8 protein-coding genes are annotated in these 20013 nt (G+C 73.2%); 7 read left to right on the top strand and 1 reads right to left on the bottom strand.

Annotation, left to right across the window (positions count from 1 at the left end; all coding sequences use genetic code 11):
• Window positions 1-39: 39 nt before the first annotated feature.
• From HII36_RS07610 to HII36_RS07590, 5 genes are all read left to right on the top strand, one after another.
• Entirely contained in the window at window positions 40-8598 is an 8559-nt protein-coding gene (locus HII36_RS07610) for a non-ribosomal peptide synthetase (protein ID WP_328807627.1), read from the top strand.
• Complete coding sequence (locus HII36_RS07605; protein WP_173522356.1) at window positions 8595-13883, top strand: non-ribosomal peptide synthetase; 5289 nt, start codon at window positions 8595-8597, stop codon at window positions 13881-13883. Before HII36_RS07610 ends, HII36_RS07605 begins: the two co-directional genes overlap by 4 nt.
• A gap of 10 nt (window positions 13884-13893) precedes the next feature.
• On the top strand, window positions 13894-14124 hold the full coding sequence (locus HII36_RS07600; protein ID WP_173522355.1) for an MbtH family protein: 231 nt from the start codon (window positions 13894-13896) through the stop codon (window positions 14122-14124).
• A 134-nt stretch (window positions 14125-14258) separates the two neighbouring features.
• Window positions 14259-15383: a cytochrome P450 gene (locus tag HII36_RS07595; protein WP_236003267.1), complete on the top strand. Its 1125-nt coding sequence runs from the start codon at window positions 14259-14261 to the stop codon at window positions 15381-15383.
• 65 nt (window positions 15384-15448) lie between these two features.
• Window positions 15449-16729, top strand: coding sequence for a cytochrome P450 (locus tag HII36_RS07590; protein WP_173522353.1), 1281 nt, complete (start codon window positions 15449-15451; stop codon window positions 16727-16729).
• On the opposite strand, the gene HII36_RS07585 is transcribed toward HII36_RS07590, so the two are convergent.
• Complete coding sequence (locus HII36_RS07585; protein ID WP_217369277.1) at window positions 16698-17939, bottom strand: aminotransferase-like domain-containing protein; 1242 nt, start codon at window positions 17937-17939, stop codon at window positions 16698-16700. The genes HII36_RS07590 and HII36_RS07585 overlap by 32 nt on opposite strands.
• 258 nt (window positions 17940-18197) lie before the next feature.
• Between HII36_RS07585 and dpgA the strand changes: the two genes are divergently transcribed.
• Together dpgA and dpgB are read left to right on the top strand one after the other, a co-directional pair.
• A complete protein-coding gene (gene dpgA / locus HII36_RS07580; protein WP_173522351.1) occupies window positions 18198-19286 on the top strand; it encodes a 3,5-dihydroxyphenylacetyl-CoA synthase DpgA in 1089 nt (362 codons plus the stop codon).
• On the top strand, window positions 19280-19963 hold the full coding sequence (gene dpgB / locus HII36_RS07575) for an enoyl-CoA-hydratase DpgB (protein ID WP_173522350.1): 684 nt from the start codon (window positions 19280-19282) through the stop codon (window positions 19961-19963). Before dpgA ends, dpgB begins: the two co-directional genes overlap by 7 nt.
• Window positions 19964-20013 lie beyond the last annotated feature (50 nt).

Here is a 20013-nt window from a genome sequence, read left to right as displayed (position 1 = left end):
ACCTGGCACGTGATCGAGCCGGGTGCGGAGGTCGGTGCGGTGTTGCCGATCGGTGGCCCGGTGGCGGGCCGGCGGGCGTTCGTGCTGGACGCGTTCCTGCATCCGGTGCCGCCGGGGGTGGCGGGTGAGCTGTACGTGGCGGGTGCGGGTCTGGCGCTGGGGTATCTGGATCGGCCGGGGTTGACGGCGGAGCGGTTCGTGGCGTGTCCGTGGGGCGGGCGGATGTATCGGACCGGGGATCTGGCGTATTGGACGGCCGATGGCGAGCTGGTGTTCGTCGGGCGGGCCGATGCGCAGGTGAAGATTCGCGGGTATCGGGTGGAGCCGGGTGAGGTGGAGGCGGCTCTGGCGGCCGAGGCCGGGGTCGGTGAGGCGCTGGTGGTGGCGCGGGACGGCCGGCTGATCGGTTATGTGGTGGCCGGCGCGCAGGTGGATCCGGAGGGGTTGCGTGAGCGGCTGGGTCGGGTGCTGCCGGAGTTCATGGTGCCGGCGGCGGTGGTGGTGCTGGACGCGCTGCCGCTGACGGTCAACGGCAAGGTGGACCGGGAGGCGCTGCCCGACCCGGACTTCTCCGCCGCTGGCGGCGGGCGTGAGCCGCGCACCGAGGCCGAGCGGTTGTTGTGCGAGTTGTTCGCGCAGGTGCTGGGGCATGACCGGGTGGGGGTCGAGGACGGGTTCTTCGCGTTGGGCGGTGACTCGATCACCTCGATGCAGCTGGCCGCCCGCGCCCGCCGTGCCGGTATCGCGTTGACCCCCCGCCAGATCTTCGAGCACAAGACCCCGGAACGACTCGCGGCACTGGCGGAAGGACCGGCGGAAGAGACCGTCCCCCTCGGCGTGGACGGCGGCGAGATCACCGTCGAGCTGACCGACCGGGACCGCGCCCGGCTCAAGGCCTCGGTGCCCGAGCCGACGCACGTCTGGCCGCTCTCCCCGCTCCAGAGCGGCATGCTGTTCCACCGCGCACTCGACGAACAGGGCCCGGACGTCTATCAGACCCAGCGCGTCGTGGACCTGGCCGGGCCGCTGGACGAAGCCCGGCTGCGCGCCGCCTGGCAGACCGTGCTGGCCCGGCATGACGCGCTCCGGGCGAGCTTCCACCAGGTGGAGTCCGGCCAGACCGTTCAGGTGGTCGCCGCCCACGCCCCGCTGCCATGGCGGACGGCCGACCTGTCGGACCTCGACGACGGCGACGCGCGGGCCGAGACGGACCGGCTCCTCGCGGCCGACCGCCACGACCGGCTGGACGTCACGACGGCTCCGCTGCTCCGGCTCCTGCTGATCCGTCTGGCCGAGGACCGGCACCGGCTGGTGCTGACCTCCCATCACGCGCTGCTCGACGGCTGGTCGACGCCGATCGTGCTGGGTGAGGTGGCCACCGCCTACGCCGGCGACCAGGCCCTCCCGGCGCCCGTCTCCTTCGGCGCCTACCTCGCCTGGCTGGACAGGCAGGACGCGGCGGCCGCGCAGGAGGCGTGGCGGGCCGAGCTCGCCGGGCTGGACGAGCCGACCCTGGTCGCGCCAGGAGCGCTGAAGGCCTCGGGGCCGTCCGACCGGCACGAGGAGTTCCTGACCGAGGAGACGACGCAGGCGCTACGGGCGTTCGCCCGCCGCCACGAGGTGACGCTGAACACCGTCATGCAGGCGGCGTGGGCCCTGGTCCTGGCACGGCTCACGGGCCGGCGCGACGTGGTGTTCGGCGCCGCGGTCTCCGGCCGCCCGGCGGAACTCCCGGACGTCGAGCGCGTGGTGGGGATGTTCCTCAACACCGTCCCGGTACGGGTGCGGCTGCGCGGTGAGACGCCGTTCGTCACGCTGCTGGCCGAACTGCAGGAGCGGCAGGCGGCGCTGATGACGCATCAGCACGCCGGCCTGTCGGGGATCCAGAAGGCGGCCGGTCCGGGAGCGACGTTCGACACCGTCCTGATGGTGGAGAACTACCCGCGGAACGCGCCCTCCTTCGGCGGCGTCACGATCAGCGGCATGGCCACGCGGGCCGGGACGAGCTTCCCGCTCACCCTGGGCGTCGCTCCCGGCGACCGCCTCGGCCTGCGCACCACCTACCGGCCCGACCTGTTCACCCGCGACCAGGCCGGCGAGATCATCCGTCAGCTGATCAGCGTGCTGGAGCGGGTGCTCGCGGATCCGGCCGTGCCGGTGGGACGCATCGGCGCGCCCGCCGGCGAAACGGACGCCGGCACCACGGCGGATGCCACGCCGGGCCTGCCGCCGGTCCCCGTGCTGCTGCGCCGGCAGGCCGAGCGGCATCCCCAGGCCGTGGCCGTGACGGCGGACCGGCGCAGCCTCTCCTACGCCGAGCTGGACGAGTCCGCCGGCCGGCTGGCCGCCCATCTGGCGAGCCGGGGAGTGCGCCGCGGCGACCGGGTCGCGGTGGTGCTCGGGCGCTCGGCGGATCTCGTCGTCGCGTGGCTGGGCGTGTGGCGGGCGGGCGCCGCGTTCGTGCCGATCGACCCGGAGTATCCCGCCGCACGCATCGAGCTGATGATGCGGGACTCCCGCCCGGCGGCGGTGCTCTGTTCCGGGCGGACCCGGGACCTGGTGCCGGGCCAGGACGCGATCGTCCTGGACGACCCCGAGGTACGGGCGGCCGTCGCGGCGGCCGATCCGATCGAGGTGCCGTGCGGCGGCGACGACCTCGCCTACGTGATGTACACCTCCGGCTCGACGGGCACGCCGAAGGGCGTCGGCGTTCCGCACGGCGCCGTGGCCTCGCTGGTGGGACAGCCTGGCTGGCACGTGGGGCCGGGGGACACCGTGCTGGCGCACGCCTCGCACTCCTTCGACATCGCGCTGTTCGAGATCTGGGTGCCGCTGGCGGCCGGAGCCCGCATCCTGATCGCCGGCCCCGGCGTGGTGGACGCGGAGCGGGTGCGCGACGCGGTCGCCAGGGGCGCCACCGCCGTGCACCTGACCGCGGGCGCCTTCCGCGTGCTGGCCGACGCCGCCCCGGACTGTTTCGCCGGCCTTCGTGAGGTCCTGACCGGCGGCGACGTGGTGCCGCTCGAATCGGTGGAGCGGGTACGGCGAGCCTGCCCCGACGTACGCGTGCGGCACCTGTACGGGCCGACGGAGACCACGCTCTGCGCCACCTGGCATGTGATCGAACCGGGTGCGGAGACCGGTTCCGCGCTGCCGATCGGCCGGCCGCTCGCCGGCCGCCGGGCCGCGGTGCTGGATCCGTTCCTCAACCCGGTGCCGCCGGGAATGACCGGGGAGCTGTACCTCGGCGGCGACGGCGTGGCCCGCGGCTACCTGGACCGCCCCGGGCTGACCGTCGAACGGTTCGTCGCCGCCCCCGGCGGTCAGCGGCTGTATCGCACCGGTGACCTGGCGAAATGGACGCAGGACGGGGAACTGATCTTCGCCGGCCGGGCCGACGCGCAGGTGAAGATTCGTGGCTATCGGGTGGAACCCGGTGAGGTGGAGGCGGTGCTGGCCGCCCATCCGGCCGTGCGCACGGCGGTGGTGGTGGCCGATGAAGGCCGGCTGGTCGCCCACGTCCTGCCGCGTGACCAGGAAGACGCCTCGATCACCGAGGCGCTGCTCGAACACGCGAGAAACGAACTGCCCGAGTACCTGGTGCCGGCGGCGGTGGTCGTCCTGGACACGCTGCCGCTGACCGCCAACGGCAAGGTGGACCGCGGCGCGCTGCCCACCCCTCGCTTCACCCCGCAGGCCACCGGACAGGCGCGGGGACGCGCGTACGGCAACGAGACCGAGCGGGTGCTCTGCGAGCTGTTCGCCGAGGTCCTGGGCCTGCCCGAGGCGGTGGGCGCCGACGAGGGCTTCTTCGCGCTGGGCGGCGACTCGATCACCTCGATGCAGCTCACCGCCCGCGCCCGCCGCGCCGGCCTGCTCCTGCGCGTGGAGGACGTCTTCGAGCACGCCACGCCCGCCGGGATCGCGGCCGCGGCACGCCGGGCTGACGACGGAGCGGGCGCCGTCGAGGACGGCGTCGGCGAGATCGCGTGGACCCCGGTGATGCTGGAGCTACGCGAGCTCGACCAGGAGTCGGTGCTCCACGGCGAGCTCGCGCAGTGGGCGGTCGTGCGGGTGCCGGCCGGGCTGACGCGGGAGATGCTCACCGACGCCTGGCAGGCGGTCCTGGACCGGCACGACATGCTCCGCTCGCGGGTGGATCCTGACGGGCGGCTGGTGACCGCCCCGGTGGGAGCGGTGGCCGCCTCGACGCAGATCGAGCGGGTCGAGGTGGACGCACTCGACGACCTCGACGCGCACGCGAGCCGGCGGGCCCACGAGGCCACCGGCCGGCTGGACCCGGCGGCCGGGGTCATGGCTCAGCTCGTCTGGGCCGTGGCCGCGGACGGGCAGGAGTCGCGGCTGGCCATCGCGGTGCATCACCTGGCGGTCGACGGAGTCTCGTGGCAGATCCTGCTGCTCGACCTGCGCGCCGCCGGTGAGGCCCGGCAGCCCGGGCGCGAGCCGGATCTGGCGCCCGTGCCGACGTCGTTCCGCCGGTGGTCCCGGCTGCTGACCGAGCAGGCGAGCGAACGGGCCGGCGAGCTGGAGGCGTGGCGGTCGATCCTGGCGGACACGGACACGGACGCGCCGCTGGGCGTGCGAGCGCCTGCGCCCGGCCGCGACACGGCCGCCACCGCCCGGCGCCACTCGTGGACCGTCTCGGGCGCGGAGGCGGTGGCGCTCGTCGACACGGCGACGGCGGCCTTCCACTGCGGCGTCCACGAGGTGCTGCTCGCCGCTTTCGCCGGCGCGGTGGCCCTGGTGCGCGGCACCGCGGTCACGGTGGACGTGGAAGGGCACGGCCGCCGGCCCGTCGGCGAGGCGGACCTGACCAGGACTCTGGGCTGGTTCACCAGCGTGCACCCGGTCCGCCTGGACGCCACCGGCATCCGGCACGACCAGGCCCAGGCCGGGGGCCCGGCGGCCGGGCGGCTGCTGAAGACGGTCAAGGAGCAGGCCAGGGCGTTCCCCGGAGACGGACTGGGATTCGGCCTGCTACGCCATCTGAACCCGGAGACCGCGCCGGTGCTGGCCGCCCTGCCGAGGACCCGGGTCGCGTTCAACTACATGGGACGGTCCTCGGCCGCGGCTGGGCAGGCCGGAATGTGGCAGCCGGTGGGCGCGATCGGCGGCAACGCCCACCCGGACATGCCACTCCGGCACGTCCTGGAGGTCGGCGCGGCCGTGCGCGACGACGTGGACGGGCCGGCCCTGCACCTCACGCTGACCTGGGCCGGTGAACTGCTGGCGGAGGCCGAGGCGCGGGCGCTGGGCCAGGCGTGGCTGAAGCTGCTGTCCGGCATCGCCGCCCACGCGGCCGCCCCGGGCGCCGGCGGGCACACCCCGTCCGACTTCGCGCTGGTCGAGCTGGAGCAGGCCGAAGTGGACGAGGTGGACGAGGTGAGCGCGCCGGCCCTGGCGGACCTCTGGCCGCTCTCGCCGCTGCAGGAGGGCCTGCTCTTCCACGCCGCCTACGACGCGACCGGCCGCGACGTCTACGAGAGCCAGCGGGTGCTGGACCTGACCGGCCCGCTGGACGCCGACCGGCTGCGTGCGGCCTGGGAGAGCGTCCTGGTCAGGCACGACGCGCTGCGGGCGAGCTTTCACCAGCTCGGTTCCGGCACGGCGGTGCAGGCCGTGGCCGAGCGCGTCGAGCTGCCCTGGCGTACCGTGGACGCGCGGAGCCTCGCCGAGGCGGAGGCCGCGGCGGCCGAGGAGCTGGCGGAACGGTTCGACCTCAGCCGGGCGCCGCTGCTGCGGGTGCTGCTGATCCGCCTGACCGAACGGTGGCACCGCCTGGTGGTCACCAGCCACCACATCATCGCGGACGGCTGGTCGCTTCCCGTGCTGTTCGGCGAGGTCAAGGCGGTCTACGACGATCCGGGCACGGCGGCGCGGCCCGCGGCGTCCTACCGGACGTACCTGGAATGGCTGGAGCGCCAGGACGCCGAGGCGGCCAGGGCCGCGTGGCGGGACGAGCTCGGGGACCTGGACGAGCCGACCCGGGTCGCGGCCGGCGAGACGGCGACGATCGCGGCGCGGCCCGAGCGGGTGCGCTACGAGCTGGCCGGGGAGCTGTCGCGCGCCATGAGCGGACTCGCGCAGGCTCAGGGCGTCACGATGAACACCCTCCTGCAGGCGGCGTGGGCGCTGGTGCTGGCCAGGCTGACCCGGCGCACGGACGTGGTGTTCGGGATGACGACCGCCGGCCGCCCGGCGGAGCTGCCGGCGGTGGAACGCATGGTGGGCCTGTTCATCAACATGGTGCCGGTGCGGGTCAGGCTGCGCGGCACGACCACGGTCGCGCGGCTGCTGACGGAGGTGCGGGAACGGCAGATCGCGCTGATGCCGCACCAGCATCTCGGGCTCGCCGAGATTCAACGGACCGCGGGCCCGGGCGCGAGCTTCGACAGCACGGTGGTGTACGAGAACTATCCCCGCCCGCCGCTGGACTCGCCGGAACCGGACGGCCTGACGATGCGCCCGGCCGGCGTGCCCGAGGACGCCGGGCACTACCCGCTGACGCTGGTGGCCGCCTCCGACGACGGGCGGGTGGTCGGCGACCTCATCTACCGCCCCGACGTGTTCAGCAGGGAGCGCGCCGAGCTGGTCATGACCGCGCTGGTGCGGGTCCTGGAACAGATGACCGCCGACCCGGCCGGCGCGGTGAGCCGGATCGGCCTGGACGGTCCCGGCGTGGATCCCGCCTGGAGCTCGGGCGGCCCGCGGGCGGCGGGCGAGGCCCCGCTGGGTGAGCTGATCCGGCGGGTCGCGGCGGAGCGGCCGCAGGCCGTCGCGGTCGTCGACGGCGACGGAGAGCTGACCTACGCCGAGCTCCTGGCCCGGGCGGACGGCCTGGCCAGGCACCTCGTCCGGCGCGGCGCCGGGCCGGAGCGGCGGGTCGGCGTGCTGGTGGAACGCGGCGCGGCCTGGGTCACGGCGGTGCTGGGCGTGACGCTGGCGGGCGGCGCGGCGGTGCTGATGGAGCCGAGCTACCCGCCGGAACGGCTCGACTGGATGCTGACGGACTCGGCGCCCGCGGTGGTGGTGTGCTCCGCCGCGACCCGGTTCCGGGTGCCGGAAGGCGTCGAGACGGTGGTCGTCGACGCGGGCGTCGCGGCCGGCCGCGACGACGAGGTGGAACTGCCGGCGGTGACGCCGGAGAACGCCGCGTACGTGGTCTACACCTCGGGTTCGACCGGGGTTCCGAAGGGCGTCGTGGTGTCGCACGCCGGCCTGGGGAATCTCGCGGCGGCGCAGATCGACCGCTTCGGGGTGACGCCGTCGTCGCGGGTGCTGCTGATGGCGGCGCTGGGCTTCGACGCGGTCATGTCGGAGCTGCTGATGGCGCTGCTGTCGGGCGGCACGATCGTCGCGCTCCCCGGCTACGAGCTGCCGCCCAGGACCGGGCTCGCGGAGACCCTCCTGCGCTGGGGGATCACGCACGTCACGGTGCCGCCGAGCGTGCTGGCCACCGTGGCGGAGGAACTGCCCGACTCGGTGGAGACGATCGTGGTGGCCGGCGAGGCGTGCGGGCCCGACCTGGTGGCGCGCTTCGCCCCCCGGCACCGGATGGTCAACGCCTACGGGCCGAGCGAGGCGACCGTCTGCTCGACGATGAGCGGGTCGCTGGCGCCGGGGGCGGAGGTGCCGATCGGCACGCCCATCGCCGGCGGCCGGTGCGAGGTGCTCGACCAGTTTCTGCGCCCGCTGCCTGTCGGGGTGACCGGGGAGCTGTACGTGGCGGGTGCGGGGCTGGCGCGCGGCTATCTGAACCGCCCGGGGCTGACCGGCACCCGGTTCGTGGCGGCTCCGGACGGGGGGCGCAGGTACCGCACCGGCGACCTCGCGTACTGGACTCCCGGCGGTGAGCTGGTCTTCGCCGGACGGGCGGACGAGCAGGTCAAGGTCCGCGGGTTCCGGGTGGAACCGGGGGAGATCGAGGCGGCCATGACCGCCCACCCGCACGTGGCCCAGGCGGCCGTGGTGATGTGGCGGGGCCGGCTGGTCGGCTACCTGGTCCCGGCTCCCGGCGGGATCACCGTCGACGAGATGCGCGAACACCTCGCCGCCCGGCTGCCGGGGCACATGGTGCCGGCCGTGATCATGACGCTCGAAGCCCTTCCCCTGACCCCCAACGGCAAGGTGGACCGCAAGGCTCTGCCGGAACCGGAGTTCGCCGCCGGCGGCGAGGACGCGGAGCGGGCGACGGGCGCGCCGGTCACCGAGACCGAGCGGGCGCTGTGCGACCTGTTCGCCGAGGCGCTCGGCGTCGACCGGGTCGGCGTGGACGACGGCTTCTTCGACCTCGGCGGCGACTCGATCATCTCGATGCGGCTGGCCGCCCGGGCCCGCGGCGCGGGGCTGGCGATCAGCCCTCGGCAGGTGTTCGAGGAGAAGACGCCGAGAAGGCTCGCCGCGCTGATCGATTCCGCCCCACCCCTTCCCGCACCCGATCCAGGCGCGGCGGCCGTCCCGTCCGGCGCTCCGCTCGTGGATCTCACCGGACAGCAGCTGGCCGAGCTCGAGGCCGCACTCGGCGAGGGGCCCGACCGCATCCATGACGACGCACCTCACGAGGGAGAACAGCGATGAGCAGGATCGAGGACGTCTGGCCGTTGTCGCCGCTGCAGGAGGGCATGCTCTTCCACGCGGCCCTCGGCGCGCCGGACGAAGGCGCCGACGTCTACACCGTGCAGACGGCTTTGGAGATCGACGGCCCGCTGAACGCGGAGCGTCTGCGTGAAACGTGGCAGGCCATGGTGGCCCGGCACGCCGCCCTGCGGGCCTGCTTCCGCTATGTGAGCGGGGCGCAGCTCGTCCAGGTCGTGGCGCGCGAGGTCAAGATCCCGTGGCGCGAGAGCGACGTCGAGGGCGCGGACGAGCCCGAGCGGGCCGCCGACCGGGTCGCCCGCGAGGAGCTGGACCGGCGGCTCGATCTGAGCGTCGCCCCGCTGTTACGGCTGGCGCTGATCCGCTTCGGCGCTGAGCGGCATCGGCTGGTCATCACCAACCATCACGTGCTGCTCGACGGATGGTCGATGCCGATCATCCTCGGCGAGATGGCCATGATCTACCGGGCCGGCGGCGACGCCTCAGGATTGCCGCCGGCCGCCTCCTACCGTGACTATCTCGACTGGCTCTCCCGGCAGGACAAGAACGCGGCCAGGGCCGCGTGGGCGGAGGAGTTCGCCGGCGCCGCCGAGCCGACGCTGGTGGCGCCGGTGGATCGCGGCCGCGTCCCGCACAGTGACACCGTCGTCACCCACCTGCCTGGCGAGCTCACCGCTTCGCTGTCCACGCTGGCGCGCGGTCTTGAGCTGACCGTGAACACCGTCGTCCAGGGCGCCTGGGCGATGCTGCTGGCGCAGCTCGCCGGACGTACCGACGTGGTGTTCGGCGCGACCACCTCCGGGCGCCCGGCGGATCTGCCCGGGGTGGAGCAGATGGTCGGCATGCTGCTGGGCACGGTGCCGGTGCGGGTCGGGCTGCGCGGCGCCACCCCGATCGCGCAGCTGCTCAGGGACCTGCAGGGACGGCAGACGGCGCTGATGGACCATCAGCATCTGGGACTCGCGGAGGTCCAGCGGGTCGCCGGCCCTGGCGCGGACTTCGACACGCTCGTGGTCTTCGAGAACTTCCCGCACGACGGCCTGGAACCGAGCCCGGCGCGACAGGACGACGTCGTCTTCCGCCCCTCCGCCACCGGCAGGAACACCTCCCACTATCCGCTGACGCTGGTGGCCGCGCCGGGCGAGCGGATGCTCGTGCGGCTGGAGTACCAGACCGGGATCGTCGATCGCGGGACGGCGATCTCGCTGCTCGACCGGTTCGTCGCCATGCTGGAGCGGATCGTCGCCGATCCGGCGGCACCGGTCGCCCGCCTGGACACCGCCGGGCATCTGCCGGGCGGCGCGCCGGTGCCCGAGCGGATCCGCAGGCGGGCGGAGATCCAGCCGGAAGAGGTCGCGGTGAGCGACGGGACGCGCCGGCTGACCTACGCCGAGCTGGAGCGGGAGTCCGGCCGGCTGGCCGGCCACCTGGCCGGGCTGGGCGTGACCCGCGGCGACCGCGTCGGCGTGGTGATGGAGCGGAACGCCGACCTGCTCGTCACGTTCCTGGGCGTGTGGCGGGCCGGGGCGGCCTTCGTCCCGATCGACGCCGGCTATCCCGCGGACCGGATCGCCCTGCTGCTGCGGGATTCCGGCGCTTCCGTGGTGATCGGCACCCGGGACGCCCGCGACGTCCTGCCGCCGGGGAATGACGTCTTGATCATCGACACCCCGCAGGCGCGGGCGGCGGTGGCGGCCGCCGAGCCGGTGACGGTACCGGTCGGGCCGGACGACCTGGCGTACGTGATGTACACCTCGGGATCGACCGGCGTCCCGAAGGGCGTGGCGGTCCCGCACGGCGCCGTGGCCGCCCTGGTCGCCGATCCGGGCTGGTCGCTGGGCCCGGGCGACCAGGTGCTCATGCACGCCTCGCACGCCTTCGACGCGTCGCTGTACGAGACGTGGGTGCCGCTGGCCGCCGGCGCCCAGGTGGTGATCGCGGAGCCGGGCCCGGTGGACGCCGCCCGGCTGCGCGCCGCGGTGGCCGGCGGCGTGACCGCCGCGCACCTCACCGCCGGGGTGTTCCGCGTGCTCGCCGAGACCGCGCCGGAATGCTTCACGGGCCTGCGTGAGCTGCTGACCGGCGGCGACGTGGTGCCGCCCGGTGCGGTCGCCCAGCTGCGGCGGACCTGCCCCGAGGTCAGGCTCCGGCACCTGTACGGCCCGACGGAGACGACGCTCTGCGCCACCTGGCAGGTGATCGAGCCGGGCGCACCGGTGGGGGACACGCTGCCGATCGGGCGTCCGCTCGCGGGCCGCAGGGCGTACGTGCTGGATGCGTTCCTGCGGCCGGTGCCGCAGGGCTTCACCGGTGAGCTCTACCTGGCCGGAGCCGGGCTCGCCCGCGGCTACCTGGGCCGGGCGGCCGCGAGCGCCGAGCGTTTCGTGGCGGTGCCCGGCTCGCTGCCCGGTGCGTCCGCGGGCGAGCGGATGTACCGGACCGGGGATCTGGCCAGGGTGACGGCAGGTGGCGAGCTGGTCTTCCGCGGCCGCGCCGACGACCAGCTGAAGATCCGCGGCTACCGGGTGGAACCGGGCGAGGTCGAGGCCGCGCTCACCGCCGAGCCCGCGGTCGCCGAGGCGCTCGTCCTCGCCAGGGAGGACACGCTCGGCGAGCACCGCCTGGTCGGGTACGTCGTGCCGGCCGGGGGCGAGGTGCCCGTCGAGGAGATCCGGGGCAGGCTCGCGGAGCGTCTTCCCGCGCACCTGGTCCCGTCGGCGATCGTCGTGGTCGCGGCCTGGCCGGTCACCGCGCACGGCAAGGTCGACCGGCGGGCGCTGCCGGCCCCAGGCCCCGGCGAGCGGGCCGCCGGGCGCGACCCCGTCGGCGAGGTCGAGGAACGGCTGTGCGCGCTGTTCGGCGACACACTCGGCGTGGCCGACGTCGGCGTCGCGGACAATTTCCTGGAGCTGGGCGGCACCTCCACGCTGGCCATGCGCCTGGTCGCGCGGATCCGCGAGGAGTTCGGCGCCGAGCTGCCGATCCGGCAGCTGTTCTCGACCCCGACCCCCGCCGGTCTGGCGCGGGCGATGGCCGCCAAGTCGCGTCCGGTGCTCGGGCCCGGACGGCGCGCCGACCTCGGCCAGGACGGCCCGCTGCCGGTCACGGCGCGGCAGCGCCGCATGTGGCTGCTCTCCAGGATCGGCGACGAGGCCGAGGGACTGCACGTGCGCGCCGCCCTGCGGTTGCACGGCCGGCTCGACCGCGACGCCCTCGCGGGAGCGCTGGGCGATGTCGGCGGACGGCACGAGATCCTGCGGACCCGGTTCCCCGGCTCGCGGCGGGACGTGCGTCAGGAGATCCTGGACGCCGAGACCGGCCGCCCGCCGCTGGAGATCCACCCCGCCACCGAGGACGACCTGCCCGGACTGCTGGCCGACCGGGCCGGGCGTCCCTTCGACCTGACCGGCGAGGTGCCCTGGCGCGCGCACCTGTTCTCGCTCACCGACCGGGAGCAGGTCCTGCTGCTGGTGGCACACCGGATCGCCGCCGACGAGGAGTCGGTGGACGTCCTGATCCGCGACCTGGCCGCGGCGTACGGCGCCCGCAGGGAAGGACGGATCCCGGAGCGGGCCCCGCTGGCTCTGCAGTTCGCCGACTACGCGCTCTGGGAGCGTGAACTGCTGGCCGGAGCGGACGAGCGGGACAGCCTGATCTGGGACCAGATCGAGTTCTGGCGGGAGAAGCTGGCCGGCGGCGACGCCGATCCGGCGGACACGGGCTCGCCGCTGACCGGACGGACCCGGCCGATGCTGCCGTCGCGCCGGGCCGGCTCGGTGCCGCTGCTGCTGCCCGCCGGCTCCCACGCCCGGCTCCTGGAGGCGGCGCGGTCGGCCGGCGGGACCATGTTCACCGCCGTGCACGCCGCGCTGGCCATGCTGCTGTCGCGCCTGGCCGGGAGCAGGTCGGTCACGATCGGCACCCGGCTGCCGCGCGATGAGGAACAGACCGGCCTGGTGCCCATGGTCGGGCCGTTCTCGCGCTGGCTCGCCCTGCCCGCCGACCTGTCGGGGGACCCCGCCTTCACCGAACTGCTCGGCCGGGTGCGGGACGTGGGCGAGGACGCCCACCGCCATCAGGACCTGCCGTTCGAACGGCTCGCCGAGCTGGTGGAGCCGGTCCCGTCGATCACGCGTCACCCGATCTTCCAGGTGGCGCTCCAGCTCGACGAGGACGACATCCGGCCGGAGGAGTCCTGGGGGCTGCCCGGGCTGCGGACGTCGCTGACGCCGATGCCCGAGGAGGCGATGGAGCTCGATCTCTGGGTCAAGCTCCTCGACCGCCGTACGGACGAGGGAGACGCGGACGGCCTGGTGGGCTCCCTCGTCTACGCCGAGGACCGCTTCGACCGGGCCACCGCAGAGGCGCTCGCCCAGCGGCTCGTCGGCCTGCTCGAACAGGTCGCCGCCGCACCGGAGGCCCGCTTGTCGCAGGTCGACGTGCCCGGCGCGGAACGGCACGCCGAGCCGGACGCGGCCGGCACGCAACCGGCCAGACGCTGGACGGCCGCCGCGAGCTCACGGACGCAGGAGCTGGAGATGCTCCTGCCCATGCGGGCGAGCGGCGCGGGAGCGGGGAACGGCCGGAGCCCCTTGTTCTGCGTGCACCCCAGCACCGGCCTGAGCTGGGCCTACACCCCGCTGCTCAGGCACCTGCCGGCGGACGTCCCCGTCTACGGCATCCAGGCACGCGGCATCGCCAGGGAGGAGCCGTTGCCGCGCAGCGTCGAGGAGATGGCGGCCGACTACGTCGAGCTGATCCGCGGCGTCCAGCCGTCCGGGCCCTACCGGCTGCTCGGCTGGTCCTTCGGCGGCCGGGTCGCGCAGGCGATGGCGACCCGGCTGGAGGAGGAGGGGGCCGAGGTGAGCCTGCTCGCGCTGCTCGACGCCTATCCCGGATCCGTGGGCCGGTCGCCGCGCGATGCTCTCGACGGACAGGCGGCCGACCGTCCCGCCGGCGACGACGCGCACGCGCTCGCCGAGCACCTGGGCGCGGCACTCGGCGCCGAGGTGCGGGCCCGGCTGCGCCGGGTGATGGGCAACATGGGGGAGATCTCGCAGAACTTCCGGCCGCGCCCGTCGCGCGGGGATCTGCTGCTGTTCGCGGCCACCGCCGGCCGGTCCGCCGGATCGGCGGAGGAAGGCTGGGAACCGCTGGTGGGCGGCGCGGTCGAGACGCACCGCGTCGCCGCCGACCACTACACGATGCTGGAGCCGGCGTCGCTCGCCGAGATCGGACGCGTCGTCGCCCAGAAGATCGAGAGATGAGGAGAACACCATGACCAATCCGTTCGATGACGCTGAAGGCACCTTCTACGTGCTGGTCAACGACGAGGGACAGCACTCCCTGTGGCCCGCCTTCGCCGAGATCCCCCATGGATGGACGGCGGTGTACGGCGAGAGCGGCAGGCAGGAGTGCCTGCGGTACGTCGAGGAGCACTGGACCGACATGCGGCCCAAGAGCCTGGTCGCACAGATGGACGGGCGTTCGCCGGACGCCCGTACGTGAGTCGGCACCGGCGTGGCGCGGCACGGCGACGTGCGGTCCAAGTGCGCGCCATCGCCGGTTGGACACCTTGAGTGTGGGGGGATCCCCACGGAAGGCATGGCACCATGGTCGCGCCGGAGCACAGAGTCCTGCATTTGAGAGACCGACTTGATCCGGCCGCCGAGCTGAAGCGGTTGCTCGAAAGGGGTCCGCTGGTCCGGACCCCTGCCGAGGACGGGTCGGCGGTTCACTGGTTCGCCCTGGGATACGACGTGGTACGCGAGGTCCTGGGTTCGGACAAATTCGACAAGCGTGTGATCGGAACGCATTTCAACCATCAGGAGATGGCCCTGCCGGGCAACCTCCTGCAGCTCGACCCGCCGGAGCACACCCGGTTACGGCGGATGGTGGCGCCCGCCTACAGCGTCCGCCGGATGCAGGCGCTGGAGCCGCGGGTCCAGGCGATCGTCGACGACCACCTGGACACGATGGAGAGCACGGGCCCGCCCGTCGACTTCCTCAAGGACGTGGCGGCGCCCATCGCCTCCCGCGTCGCCTGCGAGTTCCTCGGCATCCCCCTCGACGATCGCGGCGAGCTGATCCGGCTCACCGCGCATCGGGGCGGCAAGCGGCGGCGCGTTCTCAACGGGCACGCGTACCTGGCCTACATGCGGGAGCTGGCGGCCCGCCTCCGCCGCGACCCCGGGGAGGGGATGCTCGGGGTGGTGGCACGCGATCACGGCGCCGACATCTCCGACGAGGAGCTCGCCGGGCTCTGCGCGGTCGTCATGAACTCCAGCGTCGAGCAGACCGAGAGCTGCCTGGCGGCCGGGACACTGCTCCTCCTGGAACATCCCGAGCAGTTCGCCCTGCTGCGGGAGCGGCCCGAACTGGGCGAGCAGGCGGTCGAGGAGATCGTCCGGTACCTGTCCGTCTTCGAGGGGCTCGACCCGCGCACGGCCGTCGAGGACGTCGAGATCGCCGGCCAGGTGATCAAGAAGGGCGAGGCGGTGTTCTGCTCCCTGCTGGCCGCCAACCGGGCGGACCCGGACGCCGACGGGTTCGACATCACCAGGAAGGAGTCCAGGCACGTGGCCTTCGGCCACGGCATCCATCACTGCCTCGGCGCGCCGCTGGCGCGCATGGAGCTGCGGATCGCCTTCACGACGCTGGTGCGGCGCTTCCCCTCCCTGCGGACGGCCGTGCCGTTGGAGGAGATCCGCTTCCGCCCGCCCAGCTCGAACGTCTTCACGCTGCTCGAGCTGCCGCTGGCCTGGTGAACGGCGCCGTCCCGATGACCGGCGCGCACGGAAAGTTGCCGGAAAACCTCTGCGAAGGAGCTGTGATGACGGATTTGACGCCGGGCTTTGTGGTCGACGAGGCGACACAGGTGGTGACCCCGGAACCGGACTTCATCATCACCAGGAAGCACCTGGAACCGACGGACAGCCTGCGGGCGCTGCGGCGGAGAGGACCGCTGCTGAAGATCAACGGCCACGCCCTCGGCTCGCTGGACGTGGACGGGACGGCCTACATCTGGCTGGCCACCGGGTACGAAGTGGTGCGGCGGATCCTCGGCGACCACGAGAACTTCAGCACCCGCCGCCGCCTGACCGCCGGCGAGCCCATCGACGGCGCCGGCGTGACCCCGGTCAAGGAGCTCGTCGGGCACCTGATGAACCTCGACCCGCCCGAGCACACGCGGCTCAGGCGGATGCTGACGCCGGAGTTCACGCTGCGCCGCATCCGGCGGCTCGAACCGGTGATCAGCGAGATCATCGAGGATCACCTGAACCTCATCGAGGACGCAGGACCGCCCGCCGACCTGCAGAGCATGTACGCCGAGCCGGTCGGCGGGGCGACGCTCTGCGAGCTGATCGGGGTGCCGCGCGACGACCGCGCCGAGTTCCTCCGCCGCTGCGGCCTGCACCTCGACATGAGCCGCGGCAGCAGGCGGCGCGCGGCCGACAGCATGGCCTTCAACGGCTATCTCGACCATCTGATCGGGCTTCAGCGCAAGCAGCCCGACGAGGGCTTCATCGGCATGCTGGTGCGCGAGCACGGCGACGACGTCACCGACGACGAGCTGCGTGGCATGATCACCGTGGTGCTCCTCGCCGGCCTGGACAACATCTCGGGGATGCTCGGGCTCGGGGTGCTGGCGCTGCTGGAGCACCCGGAGCAGATCCCGGTCATCTTCGAGGATCGGACCGTCACGGACCGGGCGATCGACGAGCTGACGCGCTACCTGTCGATCACCTTCCAGCCGACGCCGCGGATGGCGCTGAAGGACGTGGTCGTGGACGGACAGACGATCAAGGCCGGCGAGATCGTCGTCTGCTCGCTGCCCATGGCCAACCGCGACGAGGCCCTCATCTCCGATCCCGACGTCCTGGACCTCAGGAGGCAGATCGCCGGGCATGTCGGCTTCGGGCACGGCGTGCACCACTGCCTGGGCTCGGCGATCTCCCGGGTGGTGCTGCGCCTGGCCTACCAGGCGCTCTGGCGGCGCTTCCCGGACCTGCGGCTGGCCGTGCCCGCGGCGGACATCGTGTTCCGCCAGGCGATCACCCACGGGGCGAAGCGGCTCCCGGTCACCTGGGGGCCGCCTCCATCCGCGACCTGACGAGCGCGGCGAGCCTGGACACGCCCTCCTCGATCAGCTCCGGGGTGAGCAGACTGATCGACAGCCGCAGCTGGTCGAGGCCGCCGCCCGCGTCGAGGCCGCCGTAGAAGTGGTGCATCGGGGTGAACAGGACGCCGAAGTCCCTGGCCGCTCGTTCGAGCAGCGCGTCGTCGACGGTGAACGGCACTGTGACGGTGATGAAGAACCCGCCGGTGGGGGAGTTCCAGGTGACCCCTGGGCAGTCGCCGAGCCGGCGGGTGAGCGCGTCCAGCGTGTGGGTGAGGTTGCGCCGGTAGACGGCGGCCTCCCTGGCGTTGGCCCGGACGAGGCTGTGCTCGTGCAGCAGCAGCTTCCCGCCGATCACCGCCTGGGCGATGGGGGAGGTGTTCACCGTGAGCATGCCCTTGAGCTTGGACAGCGCGTCGGCGAACCCGCCGGCGTCAGGACCGCCCGGGGTCAGCCGCTGGTCCGCGACGACGTATCCGACGCGGGCGCCGGGCATGCCGGACTTGGCGAAGGAGCCGAGGTACACGACGTGTCCGGCCTGGTCCAGCGCCTTGAGCGCCGGGAGCCGTTCCTCGCCGAACAGCCCGTAGGCGTTGTCCTCCAGCAACAGCAGGCCGGTCGACTCGGCGATCTCCAGCAGCCGGTGCCGGGTGGCCAGATCCAGGCTGACGCCGGTGGGGTTGGCGAAGTTCGGCGTCAGGTAGCAGCCCCGGACGCGCAGCCCCTGTTCCCTGGCGAGCTTCACCTGTTCGAGGAGGTGGTCGAGGTCGATGCCGTGCTCGGTCGAGCGCACGGGCCACACCGGCATCTCGGCCAGCAGCGCCGCGCCGGTGACTCCGACGTAGGTGGGGGTGGGCGCCAGCAGCACGTCACGCTCGCTCGCCCGGAGCGCCCGCAGCACCAGGAAGATCCCCTCCTGGAAACCCACCGTGACCACCACGGAGGCCGGGTCGACGTGGATGTCCTCGTCCTCGGCCAGGTGGCGGGCGATGAGATCGCCGATCACGCCCTTGGTCGTGCCGTACTGGAAGAGGGCGCGGGTGATCCCGGCGTCGTCCATGCCCCGATCGCGCCGCAAATGGTCACAGAAGGCGTCGAGGTATTCGTGTATCAGCTTGACGTCGAAGAATTCCTCGTACGGTCGCCCCGCCGCCATGGAAATGGCTCGGGGATACTTGTCGGCGATCTCGTTCAGCAAATTCATCGACGCGATCGAGGGGTCGGTGAGTGAATTGTGCAGCGTTTCCCTGCTCAATTCTACGGAAAATGATTGGGTGTCCATGGTGCCTGAGAATCCACTCCGGGAGTTCGCGCTGTCAACGCCGGCCTATTGACGGTGGTCGCCGCAATCCCATGAATGGAAAACAAATCCGCTACTGCCGCGAAGGGTGAGATCCATGGCCGTGACACAGGCCCATCAGGTACTCAGAAGCAAGCTCAGGACATGGGGGTGGATGTACCGATGACGGCCTTGGCCCCGTACTTCGCACCCGCCGTGTCGACCGGGATCACCGCGATCGCGGGCGTGGGCACCGCCACCACCAGCACCTCCTACACCCAGAGCGAGCTGCTGGAACTCCTCGGCGTCGAAGACCCGAAGATCAGATCTCTCTTCATGAACAGCGCCATCGAGCGACGGCATCTCACGCTCCCCCCGCCGGACGCCGCTGGTGGCCGCACCGCTGAATCGCAGGGCGACCTGCTGGAAAAGCACAAGCGGGTCGCCGTCGAAATGGGCTGCGAGGCCTTGGAAGCCTGCCTGAAATCGGTCGGGGCGACCCTCGCCGACCTGCGTCACCTGTGCTGCGTCACCTCGACGGGATTTCTCACCCCGGGACTGTCCGCCCTGATCATCCGTGAGCTGGGCATCGACCCCCACTGCAGCCGCGCCGACATCGTCGGCATGGGCTGCAACGCCGGCCTGAACGCGCTGGGGGTGGTCTCCGGCTGGTCCGCCGCCCATCCGGGCGAGCTGGGCGTGGTGCTGTGCAGCGAGGCGTGCTCCGCCGCCTACGCCCTCGACGGCACGATGCGAACCGCCGTGGTGAACAGCCTGTTCGGCGACGGGGCCGCGGCCCTCGCGGTGGTCGCCGGCGACGGGTCCGTCCCCGGGCCTCGGGTGCTGGGGTTCGAAAGCCTGATCATCACCGACGCGGTCGACGCGATGCGCTATGACTGGGATTCCGACGGGGGCCGCTTCAGCTTCTTCCTCGACCCGCAGATCCCCTACGTGGTGGGTGCGCACGCCGAGCTCGTCGTCGACCGCCTGCTGTCCGGCGCGGGCCTGCGGCGCTCGGACATCGCCCATTGGCTGGTGCACTCCGGCGGCAAGAAGGTCATCGATGCGATCGTCATCAATCTCGGCCTGACCAGGCACGACGTCCGGCACACCACCGGGGTGCTGCGCGACTACGGCAACCTGTCCAGCGGTTCCTTCCTCTTCTCCTACGAGCGGCTGGCCGAGGAAGGCGTGGCTCGCCCGGGGGACTACGGCGTGATGATGACCATGGGGCCGGGCTCCACGATCGAGACGGCGTTGATCCAATGGTGACCCGGGGGACGGACGACGCACTGACGCTGCGGGTCGACGGCGGCCTGCCGCTGACCGCCGCCGCCATCCGGGAGCTGGACGCCCTGTGCGACCGGGCCGAGGCCGACGTCCAGCCCGATGGGCGGGCGTCCGGCCCGGTCACGGTCGAGGTCACGGGCGTCCCGCCGGCCGGCTGGACGGCGGAGCTGACCGTCGGCCTGGTGAACAAGTGGGAACGGGCGGTTCGCCGCTTCGAGCGGCTCGGCCGGCTCACCGCGGCCGTGGTGCACGGCGACTGCGCGGGCACGGCCCTGGACGTTCTGCTCGCCGCCGACGTCCGGATCGCCGCCCCGAAGACCCGGCTGCTGCTCCCGACCGGGAACGACGCCACCTGGCCGGGCATGGCCGTGCACCGGCTGGCCCAGCAGGCGGGCTCGGCAGGCATCCGGCGGGCGGTCCTGCTCGGCACGCCGATCGGGGCGAGCCGGGCGCTCGCGCTCGGGCTGCTGGACGAGGTGCGCGAGGACCCCGCCGTGGCGCTCGCGGCGCTCGCGGAGGCCGACCGCGCCATGGCCGTTTCGGAGATCGCGATCCGGCGGCGGCTGATCCTCGACGCCGTCTCGACCGGCTTCGAGGAGGCCCTCGGCGCGCACCTGGCCGCGGCGGACCGCTTCCTCAGAAGGGAGGCCACCCCGTGAGGCCGGCCTTCTCAGCAGGGAGGCCACCCGTGACCGCCGACGTCCTCGGA

This window comes from Nonomuraea antri, from assembly GCF_013283785.1.
Classification (GTDB): Bacteria; Actinomycetota; Actinomycetes; order Streptosporangiales; family Streptosporangiaceae; genus Nonomuraea; species Nonomuraea antri.
Note: the sequence above shows the minus strand (reverse complement) of the source record. Positions and strands in the feature narration are given on the sequence as shown.

What these genes read in the sequence shown, in the direction of transcription:
- dpgA (WP_173522351.1), top strand. Translation starts at nt 18,198, where the DNA reads ATGACGGCCTTGGCCCCGTACTTCGCACCCGCCGTGTCGACCGGGATC.
- HII36_RS07590 (WP_173522353.1), top strand. Translation starts at nt 15,449, where the DNA reads ATGACGGATTTGACGCCGGGCTTTGTGGTCGACGAGGCGACACAGGTG.
- HII36_RS07605 (WP_173522356.1), top strand. Translation starts at nt 8,595, where the DNA reads ATGAGCAGGATCGAGGACGTCTGGCCGTTGTCGCCGCTGCAGGAGGGC.
- HII36_RS07585 (WP_217369277.1), bottom strand. Translation starts at nt 17,939, where the DNA reads ATGAATTTGCTGAACGAGATCGCCGACAAGTATCCCCGAGCCATTTCC.
- HII36_RS07600 (WP_173522355.1), top strand. Translation starts at nt 13,894, where the DNA reads ATGACCAATCCGTTCGATGACGCTGAAGGCACCTTCTACGTGCTGGTC.
- dpgB (WP_173522350.1), top strand. Translation starts at nt 19,280, where the DNA reads ATGGTGACCCGGGGGACGGACGACGCACTGACGCTGCGGGTCGACGGC.